At 39.7% G+C, this 22,428-nt stretch carries 16 protein-coding genes; 8 read left to right on the plus strand and 8 right to left on the minus strand.

The window, feature by feature from the left end; genetic code table 11:
* Positions 1–167: 167 nt before the first annotated feature.
* From RIV7116_RS06190 to RIV7116_RS06200, 3 genes are all read left to right on the plus strand, one after another.
* Positions 168–1,097 carry an NAD(P)H-dependent glycerol-3-phosphate dehydrogenase gene (locus tag RIV7116_RS06190; RefSeq protein WP_044290782.1) on the plus strand — a complete coding sequence of 310 codons (930 nt, stop codon included), beginning with the start codon at positions 168–170 and terminating at the stop codon, positions 1,095–1,097.
* Positions 1,098–1,620: 523 nt separating this feature from the next.
* A complete protein-coding gene (gene sigC / locus RIV7116_RS06195) occupies positions 1,621–2,880 on the plus strand; it encodes an RNA polymerase sigma factor SigC (protein ID WP_015117422.1) in 1,260 nt (419 codons plus the stop codon).
* A 541-nt stretch (positions 2,881–3,421) separates the two neighbouring features.
* Positions 3,422–3,877 (plus strand): Fur family transcriptional regulator, encoded by a 456-nt coding sequence (locus RIV7116_RS06200; RefSeq protein WP_015117423.1) that lies wholly within the window; start codon positions 3,422–3,424, stop codon positions 3,875–3,877.
* A gap of 142 nt (positions 3,878–4,019) precedes the next feature.
* Here RIV7116_RS06200 and RIV7116_RS06205 read toward each other — a convergent pair whose 3' ends face one another.
* Both RIV7116_RS06205 and cobN read right to left on the minus strand, forming a co-directional pair.
* A complete protein-coding gene (locus RIV7116_RS06205; RefSeq protein WP_015117424.1) occupies positions 4,020–5,180 on the minus strand; it encodes a peptidoglycan-binding protein in 1,161 nt (386 codons plus the stop codon).
* Between the two features lie 9 nt (positions 5,181–5,189).
* A complete protein-coding gene (gene cobN / locus RIV7116_RS06210; RefSeq protein WP_015117425.1) occupies positions 5,190–9,092 on the minus strand; it encodes a cobaltochelatase subunit CobN in 3,903 nt (1,300 codons plus the stop codon).
* A 107-nt stretch (positions 9,093–9,199) separates the two neighbouring features.
* On the opposite strand from cobN, the gene RIV7116_RS06215 reads away from it, so the two are divergent.
* Positions 9,200–11,095, plus strand: a complete 1,896-nt coding sequence (locus tag RIV7116_RS06215; protein ID WP_015117426.1) for a GAF domain-containing sensor histidine kinase — start codon at positions 9,200–9,202, stop codon at positions 11,093–11,095.
* A 34-nt stretch (positions 11,096–11,129) separates the two neighbouring features.
* On the opposite strand, the gene RIV7116_RS06220 is transcribed toward RIV7116_RS06215, so the two are convergent.
* Entirely contained in the window at positions 11,130–12,590 is a 1,461-nt protein-coding gene (locus RIV7116_RS06220) for a glycoside hydrolase family 13 protein (protein WP_015117427.1), read from the minus strand.
* 430 nt (positions 12,591–13,020) lie between these two features.
* On the opposite strand from RIV7116_RS06220, the gene RIV7116_RS06225 reads away from it, so the two are divergent.
* Positions 13,021–13,326, plus strand: a complete 306-nt coding sequence (locus RIV7116_RS06225) for a hypothetical protein (RefSeq protein ID WP_015117428.1) — start codon at positions 13,021–13,023, stop codon at positions 13,324–13,326.
* Positions 13,327–13,459: 133 nt separating this feature from the next.
* A complete protein-coding gene (locus RIV7116_RS06230; protein ID WP_015117429.1) occupies positions 13,460–15,187 on the plus strand; it encodes a succinate dehydrogenase/fumarate reductase flavoprotein subunit in 1,728 nt (575 codons plus the stop codon).
* 4 nt (positions 15,188–15,191) lie between these two features.
* On the opposite strand, the gene RIV7116_RS06235 is transcribed toward RIV7116_RS06230, so the two are convergent.
* Both RIV7116_RS06235 and RIV7116_RS06240 read right to left on the minus strand, forming a co-directional pair.
* Positions 15,192–15,428, minus strand: coding sequence for a hypothetical protein (locus tag RIV7116_RS06235; RefSeq protein WP_015117430.1), 237 nt, complete (start codon positions 15,426–15,428; stop codon positions 15,192–15,194).
* A 193-nt stretch (positions 15,429–15,621) separates the two neighbouring features.
* Entirely contained in the window at positions 15,622–15,978 is a 357-nt protein-coding gene (locus RIV7116_RS06240; protein WP_015117431.1) for a hypothetical protein, read from the minus strand.
* Between the two features lie 392 nt (positions 15,979–16,370).
* Between RIV7116_RS06240 and RIV7116_RS06245 the strand changes: the two genes are divergently transcribed.
* On the plus strand, positions 16,371–17,564 hold the full coding sequence (locus RIV7116_RS06245) for a homocysteine biosynthesis protein (protein ID WP_015117432.1): 1,194 nt from the start codon (positions 16,371–16,373) through the stop codon (positions 17,562–17,564).
* A gap of 117 nt (positions 17,565–17,681) precedes the next feature.
* Here RIV7116_RS06245 and RIV7116_RS06250 read toward each other — a convergent pair whose 3' ends face one another.
* Positions 17,682–18,734, minus strand: coding sequence for a hypothetical protein (locus tag RIV7116_RS06250; RefSeq protein ID WP_015117433.1), 1,053 nt, complete (start codon positions 18,732–18,734; stop codon positions 17,682–17,684).
* A gap of 391 nt (positions 18,735–19,125) precedes the next feature.
* On the opposite strand from RIV7116_RS06250, the gene RIV7116_RS06255 reads away from it, so the two are divergent.
* Positions 19,126–19,989: a lipopolysaccharide assembly protein LapB gene (locus tag RIV7116_RS06255; RefSeq protein ID WP_015117434.1), complete on the plus strand. Its 864-nt coding sequence runs from the start codon at positions 19,126–19,128 to the stop codon at positions 19,987–19,989.
* Between the two features lie 120 nt (positions 19,990–20,109).
* On the opposite strand, the gene RIV7116_RS06260 is transcribed toward RIV7116_RS06255, so the two are convergent.
* Both RIV7116_RS06260 and RIV7116_RS06265 read right to left on the minus strand, forming a co-directional pair.
* A complete protein-coding gene (locus tag RIV7116_RS06260; RefSeq protein WP_015117435.1) occupies positions 20,110–20,730 on the minus strand; it encodes a TMEM165/GDT1 family protein in 621 nt (206 codons plus the stop codon).
* A 291-nt stretch (positions 20,731–21,021) separates the two neighbouring features.
* The gene (locus tag RIV7116_RS06265; RefSeq protein ID WP_015117436.1) at positions 21,022–22,179 is read right to left on the minus strand and encodes an AI-2E family transporter; all 1,158 of its coding nucleotides are present in this window, start codon (positions 22,177–22,179) and stop codon (positions 21,022–21,024) included.
* Positions 22,180–22,428 lie beyond the last annotated feature (249 nt).

Raw genomic sequence — 22,428 nt, forward strand, 5'->3', positions numbered from 1 at the left:
TATATTTCAAAAATCAATTAGGATTCCTATATTTTCAAAGTATTAATTATCCACCCATGACTCAAGCACCACTCAAATTAGTAGCCTTCTAAGCTGAGGGCTTATGTTCCATTGCGCTTAAAATGACGAATAATGCTATATTTCCCACCGTCGCATACGTAATTATTATGGCTAATCAAAAAACAGTTGCTATTCTCGGTGCCGGTGCTTGGGGAAAAGCTCTTACAACTCTTGCTCAAATTAACGCTCATGATGTACGAATATTCTCGCGTCGCGGTTCGCAAACTTTAGAACAAACCGTGGAAGGTGCGGATATTATTCTCAGCGCTGTTTCTATGAAAGGGGTAAGAGATGTTGCTTCTCAATTAAAATCTTTATCTGTTTCTCCTCAAACTATTTTTGTTACCGCTACTAAAGGTTTAGACCCTCAGACTACATGCACACCTTCGCAGATTTGGCAAGATAATTTTCCCGATAATCCAGTGGTGGTTTTATGCGGTCCTAATTTATCTAAGGAGATTACCAAGGAATTACCAGCAGCCACTGTAGTAGCTAGCAAGATTGAAAGTGCTGCCGAATCAACGCAGTTAGTATTTAATTCAACTCGATTTCGGGTTTACACAAATTCCGATCCTTTGGGAGTGGAATTAGGTGGAACTTTGAAAAATGTTATGGCGATCGCTGCTGGTGTATGTGACGGTTTGCAGTTGGGAACCAATGCCAAGGCTGCGCTAATGACTCGCGGGCTAACTGAAATGGTTCGTATCGGCGTACATTGGGGTGCGAAGCCAGAAACTTTTTACGGTTTATCGGGTTTGGGTGATATTCTAGCAACCTGCAACAGTCCTTTAAGTCGCAATTACCAAGTCGGATATCAATTAGGACAAGGTAAAACTCTTACAGAAATTCTTTCCCAACTTGAAGAAACTGCTGAAGGAGTAAATACAGCTGAAGTTTTGGTACACAGAGCCAAACAACAAAATATTTCCATGCCGATTACTCAAGAAGTTTACCGCTTGCTGAAAGCTGAAGTCACACCACGACAGGCGCTGATGGATTTAATGAAGCGAGATATCAAGCCAGAATACAACAATTAGTTTGGGAATTGGGGTTGTGGGGAAATGGGGGATGGGAAGACGAGGGGACAACAAGAGAACAGTGTGCTTACAACTCTCAATTACCAATTACCAATGCCCCATACCCTATTCCCAAATTCAAAATACCAAGATTCCCTGACGATTAATTAAAATTTCGTCAGGAAATAACTTGCATAGCTATGTAGATATGACTATGCATACGATTTATAACTTTTTTAGCTTGTCTATCTTTATACCATGTAATCTTGGTTACTGTCAAGATTTATAAAGTTGGAAGTATGACTGGCAATGCCAGTTAATTGCAGTCTAGTAAAGCGTTTGAATTGCTGTTGGTTCAAATAAATTACTAAACTGATATGCCTAAATTAAATCAGTATCAAATGAAATCAGTATGGTTTTCTTTCAAAAAAAACCAAATTAATTTCTAAATAATGTTAGTTCTCCGTTAATCGCGGGAACAATAGCAACAGTTGATTAGCTAAAAGGCTAATAATTGTTACCTGGAGCCGTTGAGAATATTCTTATGCCAGCAACATCTTTTTATGCAGATGCCGATGCCGCTTACGATACTCAAAAGTCCCGTCAAGATTTGGAGCCGGAAATAACCGCAGATGATGCGGATGCTCCAGCAGATGAGGACTTGGAGCAACTGGAGATGGCTTCTTCCGAGACTGCTAATGTGAGTGCTAGTACGAAAACCCGCAGTACGGATTTAGTTCGTTTATACCTTCAGGAAATTGGCAGAGTTCGGTTATTAGGGCGAGATGAAGAGGTTTCAGAAGCTCAAAAAGTCCAGCGTTATTTGAAGTTACGGATACTGTTGTCTGAAGCTGCAAGCAAAGGTGATGAATTACTTGCTCATTATTTAAAGATAATTGAAGCCCAAGAACGTTTGACATCTGAGTTAGGACATCGCCCTTCGATGAAAAGATGGGCAAATACTGCTGGTATTGAAGAGTCTGAGCTAAAAGGCGCTTTATCACAAGGTAAGCGTCGTTGGGCTGAAACTGCTAAATTAACCGTACAAGAATTAGAGCAAATTCAAACCCAAGGACTTCAAGCCAAGGAACACATGATTAAGGCGAATCTTCGTCTTGTTGTTTCTGTTGCTAAAAAATACCAAAATCGTGGTTTGGAATTATTGGATTTAGTTCAAGAAGGTACTTTAGGTTTAGAAAGAGCGGTAGAAAAATTTGATCCCACTAAGGGTTATCGCTTTAGTACCTATGCTTATTGGTGGATTCGTCAAGGTATTACCCGAGCGATCGCTACTTCTAGCCGTACTATCCGACTACCAGTTCACATCACCGAAAAGTTAAACAAAATCAAGAAAGCTCAACGTAAAATTGCTCAAGAAAAAGGTCGTACTCCGACTTTGGAAGATTTAGCTGTTGAGTTGGAAATGACTCCCGCTCAAGTACGGGAAGTTTTATTGCGGGTTCCTCGTTCTGTTTCTCTTGAAACAAAAGTTGGTAAAGATAAAGATACCGAATTAGGTGAGTTACTTGAAACTGATGGTGTAACACCTGAAGAAATGTTAATGCGGGAATCTCTCCAAAGAGATTTGCAAAATCTTTTGGCTGATTTAACTACCCGCGAACGCGATGTAATTCTCATGCGTTTTGGTTTGGCTGACGGCCATCCTTACTCATTAGCAGAAATTGGACGCGCTTTAGATTTATCCCGCGAACGTGTTAGACAAATTGAATCCAAAGCTTTGCAAAAGCTACGTCAACCGAAGCGACGCAATTTGATTCGCGATTATTTGGAATCTCTCAGCTAAAAGTTCAGTGTTTAAAAGTGATTGAAGCACGGTTTTGGGAAGCCATTCGTATTCTTAATCCCCTTTGTTTTGGGGCAAGATATGGTTTCCCCATTGCCTTCATTACTCCTATCTTCTGTATCAGTTGGTTCTCTCTACAACCGGATAAGTGTTCCCATACCCTACATTACGATAGTCTACTATTTTTTTTAGATGCAGAATTTGCCCTACGAATAAACTTGGAAGTTCAGGCTTTTTATAATTTTTAATGTAGTCATCTTAGATCTTAAATTTGATCAATCTCTACATCAGATAATTTCTCAATTTTCTCACCCGATGGATTATGGCAAACTTTTTCTACTTGCATCAAAAAAAAGCTTGTCACTTATTTTCCTTTAAATGCTTACATTTACCAGAATTTTATTTTCCACTTTCTGTGTGATATGCAATTTAATTCTCCCCCTGATAGTTAAAAATTATTCTCAACAATCAATAATTATTGCAAACAGGTAGAATTATTTGTTATATTCGCAATTGATAGGGTTTGTTGAGAAAAATTCGTATGACAATTTACACTACTGCTTCGCTCAAGGCAGAACTCAACGAACGAGGTTGGCGTTTAACACCTCAGAGAGAAGTAATTCTACACATTTTTCAGGAGCTTCCTCAAGGGGAGCATCTGAGTGCCGAGGATCTTTATCAAAGGTTGCAAGGCGATAATGAAGGGATAAGTCTTTCGACGATTTATCGCACTTTAAAGTTGATGGCACGTATGGGAATTTTGCGGGAGTTGGAATTAGGGGAGGGTCATAAACATTATGAGCTTAACCAGCCTTATCCCCACCATCACCATCACTTGATTTGTGTTAGGTGCAATACGACTACTGAGTTCAAAAATGACTCAATCTTAAAAATTGGGTTAAAAACTTCTCAAAAAGATGGTTATCACCTTCTTGATTGCCAGTTGACTATTCATGGAGTATGTCCCAAGTGCCAGCGAGCCTTAATGCCGTTATAACACTTGGGAGAATGTTTCAGTTGAGTAGTGTTGTCGGATGTATGTTTATGCAGCCTGCAAGCAGTTTTTTACTTCTTCTCCAAGAAGGAAAAACTGCTGGCAGTAGATAGTCTATTCTGCGAATACGACCGCGAAACGGATGCTAAAATCGTCCGTTTCTGACATCCTTCAAACTAACACCGTAAAACTCTTGAGCCTGCTTGATAGCTTTCTTGGTATCTTTACTCATTTCTCCATTTAGAGGACCCTTATAGAAACCCCTTGACTGCAAGCGTCTTTGAATTTCCAATACATTAAACTCAGCTTTATCGGTATCATTGATGTTTCTATACAATTTGCCGCGAGTAGTCGGACCGGCAATACCGCTAGACGCTAAATAGTTAGCACCTTGGAATCGCTTTACCGCATCAGCAGTATAAGGACCGAAATAACCGTTGGGTTGTCCTTTCAAATATCCTGCCTTGATTAACTGTGCTTGCAAGATTCTTACAGGCTCTCCTCTATCTCCTAAGCCAAGAAATTCTTTATTTCGTCTAGAGGCGGCTATTGTCATGCTCTTGGGAGCTTCTTCCCCAAAGCCAACTCCGCTTCTCGGTAGTTTGGTTAGCGTCTGCCCTCCTACGATACCGTCAACATCCAACCCATAAGCTCTTTGGAAGCGTTTTACGGCATCTTCAGTAATCGGCCCGAAAATACCTGTAGAATTGCCGTAATAAAATCCTGCTACCCGCAATCTTTCTTGTAAGGCTTTAACAGCTTGACCTTCATCACCTTTAGCCAGCAAATTAGGATTGCGGCGCTTAGTGGTATTGGCAGCTACCTTAACAGAGGGCTTTTGTTGGTTGTTTTGGCTCGTTTTAGCGACTGGTTTTTTGGTTGCTGCTGCATTCGTATTAACCGTTACAGCCGCACGCCAGCCTTCTAATTTTTGTAGGGTAGCAGGTCCGGCTACACCATCCACACCGATGCTAGCTGCTTTTTGAAAGCGTTTGACAGCATCTTCGGTTTTAATGTCATATACCTGAGTAACGGGGGCTTGATAAAAACCAGCCCTTTTCAAGTCTTGTTGTAAATTTTTGACAGACGGACCTCTATCTCCTTTTTGCAGTGCCAAAGCACTACTGGCAATGCTAAGGATGGAGATTGTTAAGACTAGAGGCAACATATACCTCCAAGCCTTGCTTGAAAAACGTTTTAAATCTGGAGTTTGTGCGGTTTTCAACCAGGAACTAAGGTAAACCAATTCACTGGCTGACGGGTCTTCATAGACGACCGCTAAGTGTAAATACGCAAGATTTTCCATATTTTTTTATTACACCACCGATTTTGATTCGATTGCTGCTTCTGCTTGGTGAACCAGGTTTCGCAAATTATCTAATGTTGATATATTTACATCCTGCCATAAACCGCGCTTGTATGCTTCTAATAATCTTTCAGCAATATCACGCAAAGCATGTGGATTGTTGTTCTCGATGAATTCACAGACGTTTGTATCGAAAAGATAAGATTTACAAATTCCCTGGTACATGTGGTCTTCTACGCATTTGGTAGTAGCATCATAAGCAAATAAATAATCTACCGTAGCTGCGATTTCAAATGCGCCTTTATAAGCGTGACGCATTACTCCTTCAATCCATTTGGGATTAATTACTCGCGAACGATACACCCTGGCTATTTCTTGTTGAAGCTTGCGGACTCGTGGGTTAGCAGGGATAGAATTGTCGCCAAAGTATGTTTGGGGGTTTTTCCCCGTCAAAGAACGCACTGCTGCTGTTAGACCACCCTGGAACTGATAATAATCGTCGGAATCTAGTAGATCGTGTTCGCGATTATCTTGATTGTGCAGTACTATTTGCATTTTGACTAGACGTTGCTCGAAAGCTTCTGGCGCAGCCTTGCATAAACCTTTACCAGTGTAAGCATAGCAACTCCAATTCATATACGCACGAGCCAAATCTTCATCTGAATTCCAGTTTTGAGATTCTATCAATCCTTGTAAACCAGCCCCATAAGCTCCTCCCTTACTACCAAAAATACGGTATTGCGATCGCGTTTTTGCTGCTTCTAAATTTAATCCTTGTTTAGTCCAATATTCTGTTTCAGATGTTACTTGTGATGCTAAGGGATTATACTCTTCAGATTCTTTGAGTCCGGCAACTGCTTTAACTGCTCTATCGAAGAGTTCGATTAAATTGGGGAAAGCGTCTCGGAAGAAACCAGATATTCTTAAAGTCACATCTACGCGAGGACGCTGTAAAACTGATGTCGGTAAAATTTCAAAATCTACAACTCTTCTACTAGCACCATCCCATACTGGCTGTACCCCGATTAAAGCCAAGGCTTGAGCAATATCATCACCTCCAGTTCTCATTGTGGAGGTTCCCCAAACGGATAAGGCTAATGTTTTTGGATATTCTCCATGTTCTTGAGTGTAGGTTTCCACAAGGGTTTCTGCTGCTTTTCTACCTACGTCCCAAGCCGATTCTGTGGGAATAGCACGAATATCAACGGAGTAAAAGTTATTACCTGTAGGTAGAACCTCCGGACGACCCCGTGTAGGTGCCCCACTAGGAGCGCTTCTAACATATCTACCGTCAAGTCCTCGTAACAAATTTTTAATTTCTAAATCGGTTTGCTGCAACGAAGGTAGAAGAACATCTTGAATCCATTCTATAACTAATTGAGTTTGGGATTCGGAGGCTTTTATTTGAGGAGGTAGAAGAGAAACCTCACCCCCTTCCCCTCTCCTTGACAAGGAGAGGGGTGTCCGAGAGGACGGGGTGAGGTTTTTTATGCTTTGCTCAACAATACAAGCAGCATATTCTTCCACCAGTTCGATTGCATCACCGATATTGCGACAATGTACGATGCTTTGATTTTTAAAAGTTTCTGTGGGGTTATCTGTTAAAGGGTCAAAATCCCAGTTTAAATCTTGAACGATAGCGCGAGTTAATCCCGAATGATGCCGATTTGGATGACGCGCGATCGCGACAATTAAATCCCTCAATTGCCTTCCGTTAGGGCAGTTACCAAATATATGTAAACCATCGCGAATTTGTGCTTCTTTTAATTCGCATAGATAGCCATCTAAGTAATCTAAAATTTGATTTTGTTGTTGATTTATTGGTTGTTCGCTATTAATCTCCAAGTCTAAATGTAAATTTTCTTGAATAATTAATTCGTGAATCCGCTCGCCGATAATTGGTACGCGCTGGGGATCTAAATTGCTTGCTTCGTAATATTCATCTACTAAGTTTTCTAGCTTTTGCAGGGAACCGTAAAGCTCCGCACGGGTTAAGGGAGGAGTAAGATGGTCTACGATTACAGCTTGAGAGCGGCGTTTTGCTTGAGAACCTTCCCCTGGGTCGTTGACAATAAAAGGATAAAGATGTGGAAGAGTTCCAAAAGCAACTTCTGGATAACAATTTTCCGACAAAGCGATGCTTTTACCCGGTAGCCATTCTAGATTTCCATGTTTTCCTACATGAACTACAGCATCAGCACCAAAGCATTTCCTTATCCAGTGATAAAAAGCTAAATAAGCGTGAGTAGGTTCCAAATCCGGGGCGTGATAGTTCAAGCTGGGGTCTATGTCGTAGCCACGGGAGGGCTGAATTCCGATAAAAACATTACCGAGTTGGATACCGGGAATTGGGAATGGGCAATTGGTAATGGGTAATTGCGTATTACTATTACTCCCCATTTCCCCATCTCCCCACCTTTGAGAAATACCTTGCTGCACTGCTTCTGGTAGGGAATTAAAATATTCTTGATATTGTTCTGGGGAAAGAGTTTGTCGAATTTGTCTTAAATCTCTGGCTTCTTCATCGTTTGTAATTCCTGCGGTAAGTATTTCTATTAACTCATTTCCGTTTTTAGGTAAATTTTCTACTTGATAACCGGCGTATGAGAAGGCTTTCAAAATTTCAATGCAGCTTTGGGGTGTATCTAGTCCAACTCCATTTGCCAAGCGTCCGTCGCGAGTGGGGTAATTTGCCAGAATTAAAGCGATACGGCGTTCTTTTGGAGATTTATAGCGCAGCTTTACCCAATTAGCAGCCAAATCCGCAACAAAATCAATTCGCGAAGCAACTGGTTGATAAATTACAACATCAGTTTGTAAAGCCGAATTTTTCTTTTCTACGCTTTTGAAAGAAACAGCACGACTAATAATGCGTCCGTCAACTTCTGGTAGTGCCACATTCATGGCAATATCGCGCGGTGAAAGCCCCCTAGAAGAAGATTCCCACTGTTCGAGGGAACTACTGCTGAGGATGACTTGCAGCACCGGAACATCCAAATTTTCCCATAATTCAACAGACGGTCTTTCTGTTTCCAATCGCGCTAAAGAAAAGCTTGTGGTGTTGAGTATGAAGGAAACATTATCTCCGTCTTGATTTTGTAAAAATTCTGTTAATTCTTGTTGAACATCGATTTCACGTAACGAAGAAATATAAACCGGAACTGGATTTATATTTCGTTTGGCTAAAGCTTCGCACAAAGCATCTATAACCAAAGTATTTCCCGCCAGATAATGAGCGCGGTAAAAAAGTATGGCTACTTGTGGGAAACCTGCATAGGAATGAGAGGGAAACCTAGAATTTTCTACCCCCTCTATCCTTTCCTTGCAATGCCCAATGTCCGATGCCCGATGCCCCTTACCTAAATAATCATATAAACCAAAGGAAGGTATTTCTTGAGGAGGTAGGGGATTAAATGATGTTGAAAAACACGTATCGGCAATGAATTTAAAGGCATTAACGAAATTAGAGACTCCACCTTGGCTAAAATAACGAGATATTTGACTAACGCTAGCCAAAGGTAAAGTTGAATGAGATATTAAGTTTAGATCGAGAGCATCGTCACCTGGGATTACAATTAAGTTAGTACCATTACGTTGCACTATTTCACTTACTACTTCTAAACCATAAGACCAGTAAGAAGTTCCTCCTAATAATCGTAAGATAATAACTTGTGCAAATTCTAAAACCTGTTCGGCATAACTATCAATACTTATTTGATGCTGTAAATTTAATAAATTAGCAACTCTAATTGCATCGAAAGTCGGAGGTAATTTGCTAACTGCTGCTGCTACTGTCTGAATATCTGTATCGGCTGAAGTTAAAAATACAAACTTTGCGGTAGTTTGTTCTAGAAATATTAAGTCTTCTGACTCTAGATTAAATTCTGTTTTGGTGGCACTTATTCGATGCATAATCCTGTATTGCCGTCTTACACTGTTGATTAGAACATACCGATTGGAACACAATCAAAAAATCTTTGTGCAGCGCAAATACTCCTCTCACTTCTACTTCTTTGAAAATGCTTAGTTCTCCCACACTAAGCTTTTGTCAAACCTTAACTACCAGTGTATTTCAACAACTAGGGGAATTATTGCAGCAAATGTTTTCTCCCTCGGAAAATGCAGCAATAATATTGACAGAAGCTGTTTTGACACGCATCCCGATTCCCGGAGATTGGCAGGTGCAACAGTTTACGGTAGTGGTTTCCTCTGGATTTAGCGGTTTATTAGTAGGTTTACCATATTCTTTATCCTCCGAGAAAAGTTACAGCGATTCTTCAGTGAACGCAAAGCTGACTTTTGAACCAAAAGAAATCATTCAGTTTCTTGAGAAATTAAGGGATTTGTTTGAAAAAGATTCTTATAGCTATGGTCAACTCGAACAATATTGCCAAATCCCTGCTATTAATGATGCTACACTGCAAAGCAAATTCACAGTGCTGTTGTTAAACAACTTAACGACACAATTAAATCAAGCTAATGCATCAAATTTTACAAATCAAATTTTTTCTTGCGAACAGGTTGAAAGCGCGCTAGAAAAACAGATTGCTCAAGAAAAACTGCTAAATCAGGTAATTACGCAAACCCGTAAAAGCTTAGATTTATCGGTAATCATGGTAACTGCCATCGCTCAAGTCAGAGAGTTTCTTGAATTAGATAGATTAGTAGTCTACAGGTTTGACGAAATAAACCTTAATAGTCATGCACATTTTTCCCACCATAATTCACAAAAACCTCCTCCTTATGCTGGTTGCGTAGTTCATGAAGTTTTAGCGAATGACACTATCTCTTCAGTATTGAATTACTCAGAAGAAAGATGTTTGATGCCATCAACAAGCTGCTGGGAGAAATATCGCCAAGGTTTTACTTTGGCTGTAAGTGATATTGAAAAAGCCTACGCTCTTGAAGAGTGTTTGCTTAAATATTTAAAAAAAATTAGAGTTAAAGCAAAATTTGCCGCACCCATTGTCTTTGAGGAAAACCTTTGGGGGTTATTAATTGCTCACCAATGCGATACTACCCGCGAGTGGACGCAAAACGAACAAAATTTACTCACTTCAGTTGCCGAGCAATTAGCGATCGCTATTCATCAATCTGAGTTAATGCACTCTTTAGAGTTGGATAAATTGACTTTGGAACAAAGAGTGAATGATAGAACAGTTGAACTGCATGATGCTTTGGTAGCCGCAGAATCAGCGAATCGTTTGAGAAACGAATTTCTCGCTACTATCAGTCATGAATTATTAACTCCATTGACCTATGTAATCGGCATGTCTTCTACTTTACTGCATTGGTCTTTTGGTGAATTAACCCAGCGTCAGCGAAATTATCTTCAGAGAATTCACGATAGCGGCGAACGTTTATTAGAAATGATTAACGATATCTTAGAGTTATCTCAGATAGAAGCAGGTAAAGCTGTCTTAAATATTACTGAGTTTTCTTTAACTGATATTGCAAGAAATACTATAAATAATGGTTTACAACAAAAAGCAACGCGCGGACAAGTAGATCTTCATCTTGACTTGCTTTTGGATTACGAAAAAGATAAATTTACCGCCGATTTGAGGCGAGTCAATCAAATTTTATTGAATTTATTAACCAACGCAATTAAGTTTACCCCTGAAGGTGGTAATGTCACTTTACGAGTTTGGGTAGAAAATGAAAATGCCGTTTTCCAGGTAGAAGACACTGGAATTGGCATTGCTGAAGAACAATTATCCTTGTTATTTGAAAAATTTCATCAGCTTGATAATCCTTATCGCAGACGCTACGAGGGAACGGGATTGGGCTTGGCTTTAACTAAGCAACTTGTACAACTACATCGAGGTAGAATTGATGTTCAATCCACAGTTGGTACGGGTTCAATTTTCACTGTATGGATACCACCGCAGTTATCAGTTAGCAGTAAACAGTGAACAGTTAACCGTTTTTTTTAATTAAACTAATTGTTCATTGTTGACTGACAATACATCCACTGCGTGGAGGGATATTTAAAGATATTTGCGAGTCTTGTTGGTGATTTAACTCGACTTTATCGCTGGCGTATAAAACCGCATTTAGTTTTGATTGCAAATTAGCTATATCTAGATTAACTTTCGCGTCAGTAGTACTAACGTTAACCGCCACAATTAATTCTTCTTTGTCTAAAACACGGGCAAATACATATACTTCTCCTTCCGCAAACAATACTTTGTAATCACCGGTACGCAAGCAGGGATAAGCGTGACGCAAAGCAATCAATTCGCGGTGAGTTTTGAGAATTTCTTTATCCCAATTAGCTTCTAAAGGAAAACCACGTCGCGAATCTGGATCGAGCTTACCCGGTAAACCAACTTCATCACCGTAATATATGCTGGGGGCACCAGGAAAAGTTAATAAAAGTAAAGTTGACAAGATAACGCTTTGTTTATCTCCATCCGCAATACTAATTAAACGTGCGGTATCGTGAGACGCAAGTAAGTTTAACTGAGTTAGTTGAATTTCCCAAGGATAAAGCTTTAATACTTCTTGAATTTTTTCGGCGTATCCAGTCGCAGATAAAGCTGGATAGGGCTCATAGGAGCGGTCTTTTACCTGTTCAATATCAACGCGATCGCCAGCAGTAAAAGCAATGGTTGGTGCTGTAAATAAATAATTCATTACACCGTCAAATTGGCTACCATCTAGCCACTCGCGGGCATCAGTCCAAACTTCCCCAACTATATAAGCTTCGCTATTTATAGCCTTAACTCTTTCCCGAAATTCTTGCCAAAAACCAGGAGTTCTGATTTCAAAAGGAACATCTAAGCGCCAGCCATCAATACCGAATTTTATCCAATATTCGGCAATTTCCATGATATATTCCCGCACATCGGGATTGTCGTGATTGAAAACCGGTAGAGCGCGGTTGCCATCCCATCCTTCGTAATTAGCAGGTAAATCGCCGGTATAAGCAGCGAGCGGCCAATCATGTATTTTAAACCAATCTAACCAAGGTGAATGGGGACCATTTTCTAAAATATCGTTGAAAAAGAAAAAGCCGCGACTGCTGTGATTAAATACCCCATCTAAAACAACTTTAATATCTCGTTTGTGAGCAGCTTCTAGTAATTCTTTAAAAGCAGCATTTCCACCGAGTAAAGGGTCTACCTGATAATAATCATGAGTATGATAGCGATGGTTGCTAGCTGATTGAAAAATAGGGGTAAAGTAGACAGCATTAATACCTAAATCCTGAAAATAGTCTAACTGCTCTACCACACCCCATAAATCCCCTCCTTTATAACCTTGAAGTGTAGGTTTTGTATCCCAATCTTCCCATTTTGGATTGTTTAACAAACGTTTGCGAGGCTGTTTACCAATAGCGAATCTATCGGGGAAAATTTGGTAGAAAACGGCGTGCTTTACCCAGTCTGGTGTTTGAACTTGCATTTTTTACCCTGTATATCTTCAGATGTCATATTTACAGATAACGGGTTCAAAGCAACTCACACCGTAGAAAGAGAATTAGACTATCAAGCAAAACTATGTGCAGAAATTACAAATGACGCATGAATTTTCAGAAACAATTGAGCGACGCTATAAAATATTATTTCTAAAAATTTGATGTGTTGAATACTTTTTTATGGCGACAAACACAACTCAACAGATATATGAATAAATATAAAAAATATTTTATTCTCAATGTCCTATGTCCAATTCCTAATTCCACCTCAAGATAGATTGATTTTTGTAAATTTTTAAAAATAAATCAACTAAATATGAAGCGATATTACGATTATTTCAAAAATATTTAGAAATCGTCTAAAACCCGAACATAGTTTTAACGTAGAAGCATATATTGATAATTGAGGTAAATAAAATGATTAACTTACAAAAATATCGCTTTGTATGCACTCTTACCTTTGGAGATGTGTACGGTCAAATAATTGTTTGGTTAATAACAATTACCCTTAGTTTGGCATCAGCTTTAGCATTAATGGGAGCAAGAAGACCTGTTTATGCTTTAGCTACAGTCGGGCTTGTAGTGCTATTATCCTTACCTTTCTTACTATTTGCATTCGTCACCACATTAATAAACCATATTGAACTGTCTGTTGTTGAACCAGGAACAGAAATGGAGCCAATTCCAGGTAACGTTTCCCAGCAACAACCCGTGACAAGCTAGTTAGTTGTTAATGGTTAATGGTTAGTTGTTGTAGAGACGTAGCACTGCTACGTCTCTACAGGTGCCCCCAATGTCCAGTCTCCCCAAATATAAGTAAATATATAAAAATACGTTTCTTGAAGTCGGGGGAGTCATGTTAGAACACGATGTAATAATTGTTGGTGGTGGATTGGCTGGAAGTCGTGCTGCTGTGGAAATTGCACGGACTAATCCCAATTTAAGTATTGCTGTAATTGCTAAAACTCATCCGATTCGCGCTCACTCGGTGGCTGCACAAGGTGGTATGGCTGCCAGTCTTAAGAATGTAGATTCTGCTGATACTTGGGAAGCACACGCTTTTGATACTGTTAAAGGTTCCGATTATTTAGCAGATCAAGATGCAGTTGAAATTTTAACTAAAGAAGCCCCCGATGTGGTGATTGATTTGGAACACATGGGGGTTTTGTTCTCTCGTTTGGATGACGGCAGAATTGCTCAACGTGCATTTGGCGGACATTCCCACAATCGCACTTGCTACGCTGCTGATAAAACTGGCCATGCAATTTTGCATGAATTGGTGAATAATTTGCGGCGTTATGGCGTACATATTTATGATGAATGGTACGTAATGCGGTTGATACTCGAAGAAGGGCAAGCTAAAGGCGTATTAATGTTCCGCATTCTTGACGGACAAATAGAAGTAATGCGGGCTAAAGCCGTAATGTTCGCGACAGGTGGTTACGGTAGAGCTTTTAATACAACTTCTAATGATTATGCTTCTACAGGTGATGGGTTGGCGATGACAGCCCTTGCCGGATTACCTTTAGCAGATATGGAATTTGTGCAATTTCACCCAACAGGTTTGTATCCCGTAGGTGTATTAATCTCTGAAGCAGTGCGCGGTGAAGGAGCATATTTAATAAATTGCGAAGGGGAGCGTTTTATGAAAAATTACGCTCCTTCTCGCATGGAATTAGCACCAAGGGATATTACATCAAGAGCAATTACCCGCGAAGTCCGTGCCGGTAGAGGCGCTCATGCTGATGGTAGTCCTGGAGGTCCCTGTGTGTATCTTGACTTACGGCATATGGGTAAAGAAAAAATTATGAGCCGGGTTCCCTTTTGTTGGGAAGAAGCACACCGTTTAGTAGGAGTTGATGCCGTAAATGAACCAATGCCCATACGTCCAACAATTCACTATTCTATGGGCGGTATACCAGTAAACACCGACGGACAAGTTCGCAGCAGTAATGATGGGTTCGTTGAAGGCTTCTTTGCAGCAGGAGAAAGCGCTTGTGTATCGGTACATGGAGCAAATCGTCTCGGTAGTAATTCGCTGTTAGAATGTGTAGTTTACGGACGTATAACCGGGGCTAGCATTGCTAAATACGTAGAAAATCGTAAATTACCGACTATTGACGAGCAGCGTTATATCAACGAAGCTAAAGAGCAGATTCAAAGTCTGTTAGAACAGCCTGGAGAATATCGGATTAATCAAATACGGCAAGAATTCCAAGATGCCATGACAGATTATTGTGGCGTATTCCGCAACGAAGAATTGATGAAACAAGGATTAGAAAGAATTGAGGAAATTCAAAATAATTATTCGCAAATTTACTTAGATGATAAAGGCAGTTGTTGGAATACAGAACTTATCGAAGCTTTGGAGTTAAGAAGCTTGATGGTAGTTGGAAAAATGATTTTGACATCGGCTCTCAACCGTCAAGAAAGCAGAGGCGCACATTGTCGGGAAGACTTTACCGAAAGAGACGACGAGAAATATTTGCAGCACACAATGGCTTACTATTCCGCAGCCGGAATTGATATTCAATATCGTCCAGTTGCGATTACCATGTTTGAGCCGAAAGAGAGGAAATATTAAATAATTAAAATAATTTCCAATTATCTCGTTCCTTGACTCTGGCAAGGAATGCTGTATTGGAGGCTCTGCCTCCATTTATATTTCTTGAGGCAGAGCCTCTGGAATTGCATTCCCAGGCTGGAGCCTGGGAACGAGAAACCAGAAAAACGAGAAAATATGTCCAAATTGCTTGTTGAGCTTCAAGTTGCTCTATCCTCGAAACCAATGAAGCTAAATTATTATTTGAATTTGAAACAGTCATTAAAATCCGCCTGCCCTACAGTGCCCTACAATACAAAGATTGCAGCAATATCAGTTGTACAACCCCATGTTTAAGTTGCCCAAATTTACAACGACATTCACAGGTTTTTCATTGATTGGGCAAAAAATCTTTCAGCTAACAGTTCTTTTTCAGGTTCAGATATAGCTTTAATATTTTCTTCAATCTCTTCAACTTATTCTGGTTCTTCTTCCATTAAGTCAAGCAAATGACTCACCATTTCATCGTCGTCTAAGTCTTCTTCTTGATTGGTAATTGCATTATTACCAGGATATATAAAACCGTTATCTCCAACTGATAATTGACTTAAAGATTTCTGTAATTCTGCAACTTGTGAAGACAACTGTAGAATTGTCTCTTGCATATTTTGTATTTGATACAATTCTTCTCTACGCTCAAAATCTCGCTTTAACTCATGGAGAGAACGCTGTAGCATCAAAGTCTTTTCTTTCCACATGCTGTTTTCGGTCTCTAGCTGTTTTAATCTAGAGATTAAAGATTCTATATCACTATTAAAGTTAAAAGTATTCATAAAAATATTACTGTAGTTCTGGTGCCCGATAATACAAATAAAAATAAGTAATAGTTAAGCAATTTTATATTTTAATTGCCCCTTGCTGACACCTACAGTAACAAAGATGATAGCGGTAAGTTGGGATGTTTGTTGCTTTTATGACTTTTGAGTCTTTTTAATTATCTCAAACAACTTTATACCCCGAGATGGAGCCTCAAAAAATGGGCAGGCTTATTATAGAGAGATGCCGGATACACAACGAGTTAATTTGTTTTGAAGCCTGCCCATTTTTTTACGGAAATTGTAACCCCTTCCGATGAGAAAATAAAAAGTACAGTTGAGCAATACATCTTTTATTTTAAGCTGCGACTGACAAAAAACTTTTGCCTAACCTATTTTCTACATATGATATGCGAACTATTGCCCAGATAAACGAAAAAATCAACCGTAAAAAGGCGGTAGTTTTAACAGTCGAAGAATTGAAAGCAAAAGTTGCAGAACAAGGCATTGCAAAAACTGCAAAACAAGTTGATGTAGTGACCACTGGCACTTTTGAGCAAATGGAATCTAGTGGTGCCATTATTAACCTCGGACATACCGATCCACCTATAAAAATTCGCCGTTGCTGGTTAGATGGGGTACCAGCATATTCCGGTTTCGGTGCAGTAGATTTATATTTAGGTGCTAGTAGCGTTGCCGAACCTTTAGAAGGAGAAGCCGGGAGCGGAGGAGAAAATGCTTCCAAGATATTAAAGGGTGGCGGTAATGTTATAGAAGATTTAATTGCAGGTAAACCAGTTCAGGTAAGAGCCCAGGGACAAGTAACTGATTGTTACCCAAGAAGCTCTTTTGAAACAACTATTACTCGCGATACTATTAATCAGTTTTATTTATTTAATCCGCGTAATTTATATCAAAATTTTATAGTAGGTGTAAATGGCGGCGAAAGTCCGCTTTACACTTATCTCGGTTCGCTGCAACCGCGTTTGGGAAATGCAGTTTATTCCAATCCTGGGGCTATTTCACCTTTACTGAATGACCCTTATTTAAAGCTTGTAGGTATTGGAACGCGAATTTTCTTGGGTGGGGGAATCGGTTATGTAACTTGGGAAGGAACTCAGCATAATCCAATGCAGAAGCGTTTACCTAATGATACGCCGATTGGTCCTGCTGCCACCTTGGCTTTAATTGGTGATGCCAAGCAAATGGAGTCGCGTTGGGTAAGAGGGTGTTATTTCAAAAATTATGGGCCTTCAATAATGCTGGGGGTTGGAATACCGCTACCAGTGTTAAATGAGGAAGTAGTAGAACGTTGTGCCATACAAGACAAAGATATAGTCGCGCCAATAGTAGACTTTTCAATTCCCCGACGGGTGCGCCCTACCTTTGGTTTGGTTAGCTACACCCAACTCAAATCGGGACGCATCACCATTGATGGAAAAACGGTTAGAGTAGCCCCCCTATCAAGCATATTTCTCTCTCGACAGGTGGCAACTGAATTGAAGCAATGGATTGAGTTAGGTAAATTTACCCTTACCGAGCCAGTAGCTGCAATTTCAATGGATAGGTCTTTCCTTCCTCAAGACCGTTGGAAGGAGTTTTAGATAGCCCGAAGTTTATTATGGGGCATGGGGCATTGGGCATTGGAAAGAGCTATAAGAAAATCTATCTTCTCTAACTCCTTTTCCTTGTGCCCTTGTGTCCCCATCCGTTTTTCCTTATTACCCTTCGGGTGGCTTCTGGCGCTTTATGGGTTTAGGAGTAGGTCTATTACTTTGCGGTTTTGGTGCATCTGATTGACCTGCTTTTTTGACAGGACGTGGGGTATCACCGCCATATCGCTTGCTATAAGGTTTACCACCTCCTGGTCTACCACCAGCACCTCTACGGGGTGGTCTTCCTCCTCCTTTTTTAAACGGAGGTCGGCGTTTTTTCGGTAAGTCGGCAATAAATTCAGCTTTTTCTATTACCAAAAGGTCTGCTTCTCGCTGGACTTGGAAGTCCCAGAATTTGCCAACAGCTTTGGTTTCTAACTTACCCGTTAGTTTTAGCTTGAAATATTTGGGTTTGTCGTCAGCTTTGCGAGGTGCTTGCTTGATTTTAACAACCAAGTTACCAGCATCGAAAGATTGGTAAACCACTTCACCACGAACGGAAAAACCACCATCTGGAATTTCTGATGAAGGCGTAAGTTCAACTGCTGGCTCTTCAGAGGTTGGAGATGACGAATCATCCGAAACCGATTCTTCGTCGGCTTCAGGCGATGACGAATCGGAATCCTCTTTGGCTTGACGATTTACAGCCAACTTTTCTGGTTCCCAAACTCCAACGATTTGGAGATGAAGATTGTCATTTTCTTGTCGGGTACGCGGATAAACCACCCAAAGGTGGTCTTTTTCTAAATCCAGATGGTTTTTAACCAAACTCATGATTCGTCCTAAAAGAACGGCATCAAGTTCTACATTGTCTGGAGTGACCAACGCACCTTGAGTAAATTGTTCGCTGGTAGGAGCGTAACGACCGCGAACCAAGCCGATTGCTCGGTATTGCATTGGTTCCGAAGGCGGAGGAATTGGTTGCTGCCTTGCGGTATCGTCAGCTTTCTCGGATTCGCTTTCGCTCACAGTTGAGTTAGGGTTCTCAACAGTTTGACTGTTATCTTTACTATCAGCATTAGAAGATGGTTCTAAGCTGTTATCTTGCGCTTCCATAGAAGAAGCAGATAAATTGGAGGACTCGGACGATTCAGAAGACGGCATCAGGTCGGAATTCATAAAAACTCCTTGCGGCGGAGACACATCCCATATGGGACTTTACAAAGGCTTCTCTCAAGAGTATTTGTAAGCGTGTTAGGTGGACATATTTCCAACCTTCACAACTGAAAACAAATAAATTCTATGAGATATGAGATATTAGTGTTGCGAACTTTCGCATTTAAACACTATTAGGTGTAATTTAGCGCCTTTACACTAGGAACAAAAGCATACCATAGCTACAATTTCAGACTATTCCTCCTAAAGTCGTCATTTGAGATACGGCAAAAAAGCGCGAGTATTTGTTATAAAGTTCACAAGCAACACACAGTATTCCGTAAAGTTTTAAGAATTTTTTGTTTTTCAATTTCCCGATGCAAATTTATTTCATTCAAAGTAAAGGACGGTGAAGGTGTCTCAAGGTCGTAATCGCTGGTTTGTGAAAATCGTACTGATATTAGCTGTTATTGCCCTTGTGGGTGGTTCAATGGTTCCTATAATAGCGGCTTTCAACGATCCTCAACAGTCGGGCAATACTAGTACAGACACAGGTAACTCTGCTGCTGAGCAAAAAGCAAAGCTAGAACTGACTGCAAAGGGTTACGAACAAGTTTTAGAACGAGAGCCGGAGAACCAAACAGCACTCCAAGGTTTATTAGAAGCTCGTCTACAGTTACTTAGATTAGGACAAGGTGACATCAAAGGGGTAATTAATCCTTTAGAAAAGTTATCAAAGCTTAACCCAGAGGAAACAAGATACGCCGTATTATTAGCCCAAGCTAAGCAGCAAACCGGTGATAAAGAAGGAGCCGCTCAAGCTTACCGTACTGTCTTGGAAACAAAACCAGGAGACTTACCAGCTTTACAGGGTATGGTAGCGCTTCTGTTGGAGCAAAAACGTCCTGAAGCTGCTATTGGTTTATTAGAGGAAAGTTTAAATAAAGCCGAGAAAGCAAATAAAATTGAACCCAACAGCGTTGATACTACAGCAGTTCAAGTTCTATTGGGTAACGTTTACGCTAAAGAGAAACGATACGCTCAAGCTTTATCAGCTTACGACAAAGTAATTAAAAATGACCCCAAGGATTTTCGTCCCGTTTTAGCAAAAGCTATGGTTTTAAAAGACCAAGGTAAAACCGAAGAAGCACAGCCTTTATTTACCAAAGCTGCTTCTTTAGCCCCTGCCCGCTATAAAGACGAAATCAACAGACAAGCAGCTAGCGCCTCTCCCGCTCCTACTCCTGAAGCTTCCGCTTCCCCTGCTGAGGAAGAGTGAGGGAGTGAGGGAGTGAGGGAGTGAGGGGATAAAAATTCATCACTTCATCACCCTTTACTTGCTACTTGCGACTCAAAACTATTCCCAATGCCCAATGCCCCATGCCCAATTTCCAATCCCCTAACTTCCTTGAATGGCTGCGACTACGCCGAATACGATAAACAAACATCCACCGGCGGCGGTTAGTTGACGTTCGGTGATTTGTCCGGCTAACATTCGCCCAGAGGTAACGGCTATTACAGCGCAAATAGCGTGTCCTAATATCGCTCCAATGCTGACTCCAATGGGGTTATTTTCTGCGGCTAAAGCAATAGTCGCTATTTGAGTTCTGTCTCCCCATTCGGCGACGAAAACTAATACAAAGGCTTCCAGTAAAATTGCCCAAACATTTTTTTGGTCTTTTATCTGTTTTTCTGCTTTTTCTACTACTTCTTTTGCTTCCCCGACTACTGCCACATCACAAGTTTCGCTGGGCATTTGAGTAGAGTCGTAAAGTAATTTAAAGCCAAAAATTATAAATAAGGCGATTTCGGCGTAATGAATGTAAATTTCTGGTAGTAATGAAGCTGCTTGTCCTACCCCAACTGATAGCATGGTCATTGCAGCTAAAGCTGATATTGCACCTGCAAAAACCAACCTACGAGAATGCTGCATTGCCAAAATCATGGCTATAAAAAAGGTTTTGTCGCCGATTTCGGAAACTGTTATTAGTAAAAAACCTGAAATAAAAGCTGTTAGCACTTATATCTAAAATAAACCAGCTCGGACAATAATTTATTATAAATGCCTCTCGGGATTTTAGGAAACATTTATCGGAGGGAATGGGTAATTGTTAATTGTCAATTGGTAATAAACTTATCGGTAAAAGATACATAATTTTATCTGCAAAACAAATTTTGTATCTTATATTCTTATTTTTTATTTCAAAATAATTTATCTTTATCATCAATAAATAATTTTAAACAATCTAGTTTTATCAATATACCTACTGATGATAATTGGTACTATCAATAATCTAAGATTATATTCAAATTAATCTTTTTTTACGCTTTCATCTTCAATATTTTCCTCAATTACTGACGGTTCGTTTTCAATATTAGTAGTTTCTTCGGATGTATTGATTTCTACATTATCGGCAACAATAACACATTCAGCCTGTGTCTTTGGCTTCAAATTCCATTGATCTAAAACATCTTTAACTACTATTTCCTGAACCCAGATTTTTGCGACTACTGTTAAAGGTAATGCTAGAAATAATCCTAAAAAGCCGAAAAAAGTTACGAAGAATAGCTGAGAGATTAACGTTACTGCTGGCAGCAAAGACACTTGCTGAGCCATTACTATCGGCGTAATAAAATTACTTTCAGCCTGCTGAATAAAAAAGTATAAAATCAGCACAGCAACTGGTTTCCAAGGCGAATCTAAAAGAGCGATCGCCATTGCTGGGAATACGCTCAGGGTAGGACCTAAATTCGGAATCAAGTTTAAAAATCCTGCTAATACTCCTAAAGCTAAAGCCGAACGTACTTGTAAAACAGTTAAACCGAGTACGCTTAAAAGTGCTACTAAAAACATGGCGATAGAAGCACCGGTTATCCAGCCTTCTAAAGAAATTTCACATTCATCTAAAATTCCTTCTACTCTTCTCCGGTAAAATGAAGGAAAAAGCCTGACAAATAATTTACGATAAGATAAAGGATCTGCAATAAACATTCCTGTTAAAACTAAAACAAGTAAAATTTTTAAGATTACTTCCAAAGAACCAGAAACTAAGGCAAAAGTACTTTCTAAACCGCTATTTATAAATGGCTGTGCTTGTGTTATCAGGCTATTTATATCTGGTATATAGGGAATTATTTGATTGGGAAGCTGTTTTCTCAATTCTAAAAGTCTAGTATTGATCTCTCCCAAAGCTTTAGGAATTTGAAAACTTAATTCCTGAAACTGGACTATAAAAGATGGAACAATCAACCAAAAGAAGCCAATCACCCCTACCAAAAAAATAGTAATTGAAAGAAGTTTAGCAAAACCGCTTCTTATTCCTAAACGTTGAAGCCTTCGAGCTAATCGATTTAAAGTAGTAGCTAAAATAACTGCGGCAAATATAAGCAAAAGTACTTCTTTTATTTGCCACATTATATACAAAGAAACAGTTAAAGCAATTAAACCAATCCATTGACCCAAATTCACGCTGAAACTCCTGACTTAAGGCAAATTATTACGTACTGATAATGTTGTTAGATTAGCTGATATTAGCTACTTACGCCTAAGTAATTCTAATTAACTTTCTGTGTTTTAGATAGTTGCCATAATAAAATAGTTGCCATAATTACATTTGGTAACAATACGATAATCAAAGCATTTACTGAGGTTTCCGCAATTGAGAAACTCGGAGCAAGATATTTAATAAAAAATGAAATAGCTACGGAAAGAAGCAGA

The sequence above is a fragment of the Rivularia sp. PCC 7116 genome, assembly GCF_000316665.1.
In the GTDB taxonomy this organism is placed as follows: domain Bacteria; phylum Cyanobacteriota; class Cyanobacteriia; order Cyanobacteriales; family Nostocaceae; genus Rivularia.

Excerpts from the sequence above, each read along its gene's own strand:
- RIV7116_RS06230 (WP_015117429.1), top strand. The coding sequence starts at position 13,460 with ATGTTAGAACACGATGTAATAATTGTTGGTGGTGGATTGGCTGGAAGT.
- RIV7116_RS06205 (WP_015117424.1), bottom strand. The coding sequence starts at position 5,180 with ATGGAAAATCTTGCGTATTTACACTTAGCGGTCGTCTATGAAGACCCG.
- RIV7116_RS06215 (WP_015117426.1), top strand. The coding sequence starts at position 9,200 with ATGCTTAGTTCTCCCACACTAAGCTTTTGTCAAACCTTAACTACCAGT.
- RIV7116_RS06190 (WP_044290782.1), top strand. The coding sequence starts at position 168 with ATGGCTAATCAAAAAACAGTTGCTATTCTCGGTGCCGGTGCTTGGGGA.
- RIV7116_RS06220 (WP_015117427.1), bottom strand. The coding sequence starts at position 12,590 with ATGCAAGTTCAAACACCAGACTGGGTAAAGCACGCCGTTTTCTACCAA.
- cobN (WP_015117425.1), bottom strand. The coding sequence starts at position 9,092 with ATGCATCGAATAAGTGCCACCAAAACAGAATTTAATCTAGAGTCAGAA.
- RIV7116_RS06200 (WP_015117423.1), top strand. The coding sequence starts at position 3,422 with ATGACAATTTACACTACTGCTTCGCTCAAGGCAGAACTCAACGAACGA.
- RIV7116_RS06235 (WP_015117430.1), bottom strand. The coding sequence starts at position 15,428 with ATGACTGTTTCAAATTCAAATAATAATTTAGCTTCATTGGTTTCGAGG.
- RIV7116_RS06240 (WP_015117431.1), bottom strand. The coding sequence starts at position 15,978 with ATGAATACTTTTAACTTTAATAGTGATATAGAATCTTTAATCTCTAGA.
- RIV7116_RS06245 (WP_015117432.1), top strand. The coding sequence starts at position 16,371 with ATGCGAACTATTGCCCAGATAAACGAAAAAATCAACCGTAAAAAGGCG.
- RIV7116_RS06250 (WP_015117433.1), bottom strand. The coding sequence starts at position 18,734 with ATGAATTCCGACCTGATGCCGTCTTCTGAATCGTCCGAGTCCTCCAAT.
- sigC (WP_015117422.1), top strand. The coding sequence starts at position 1,621 with ATGCCAGCAACATCTTTTTATGCAGATGCCGATGCCGCTTACGATACT.
- RIV7116_RS06225 (WP_015117428.1), top strand. The coding sequence starts at position 13,021 with ATGATTAACTTACAAAAATATCGCTTTGTATGCACTCTTACCTTTGGA.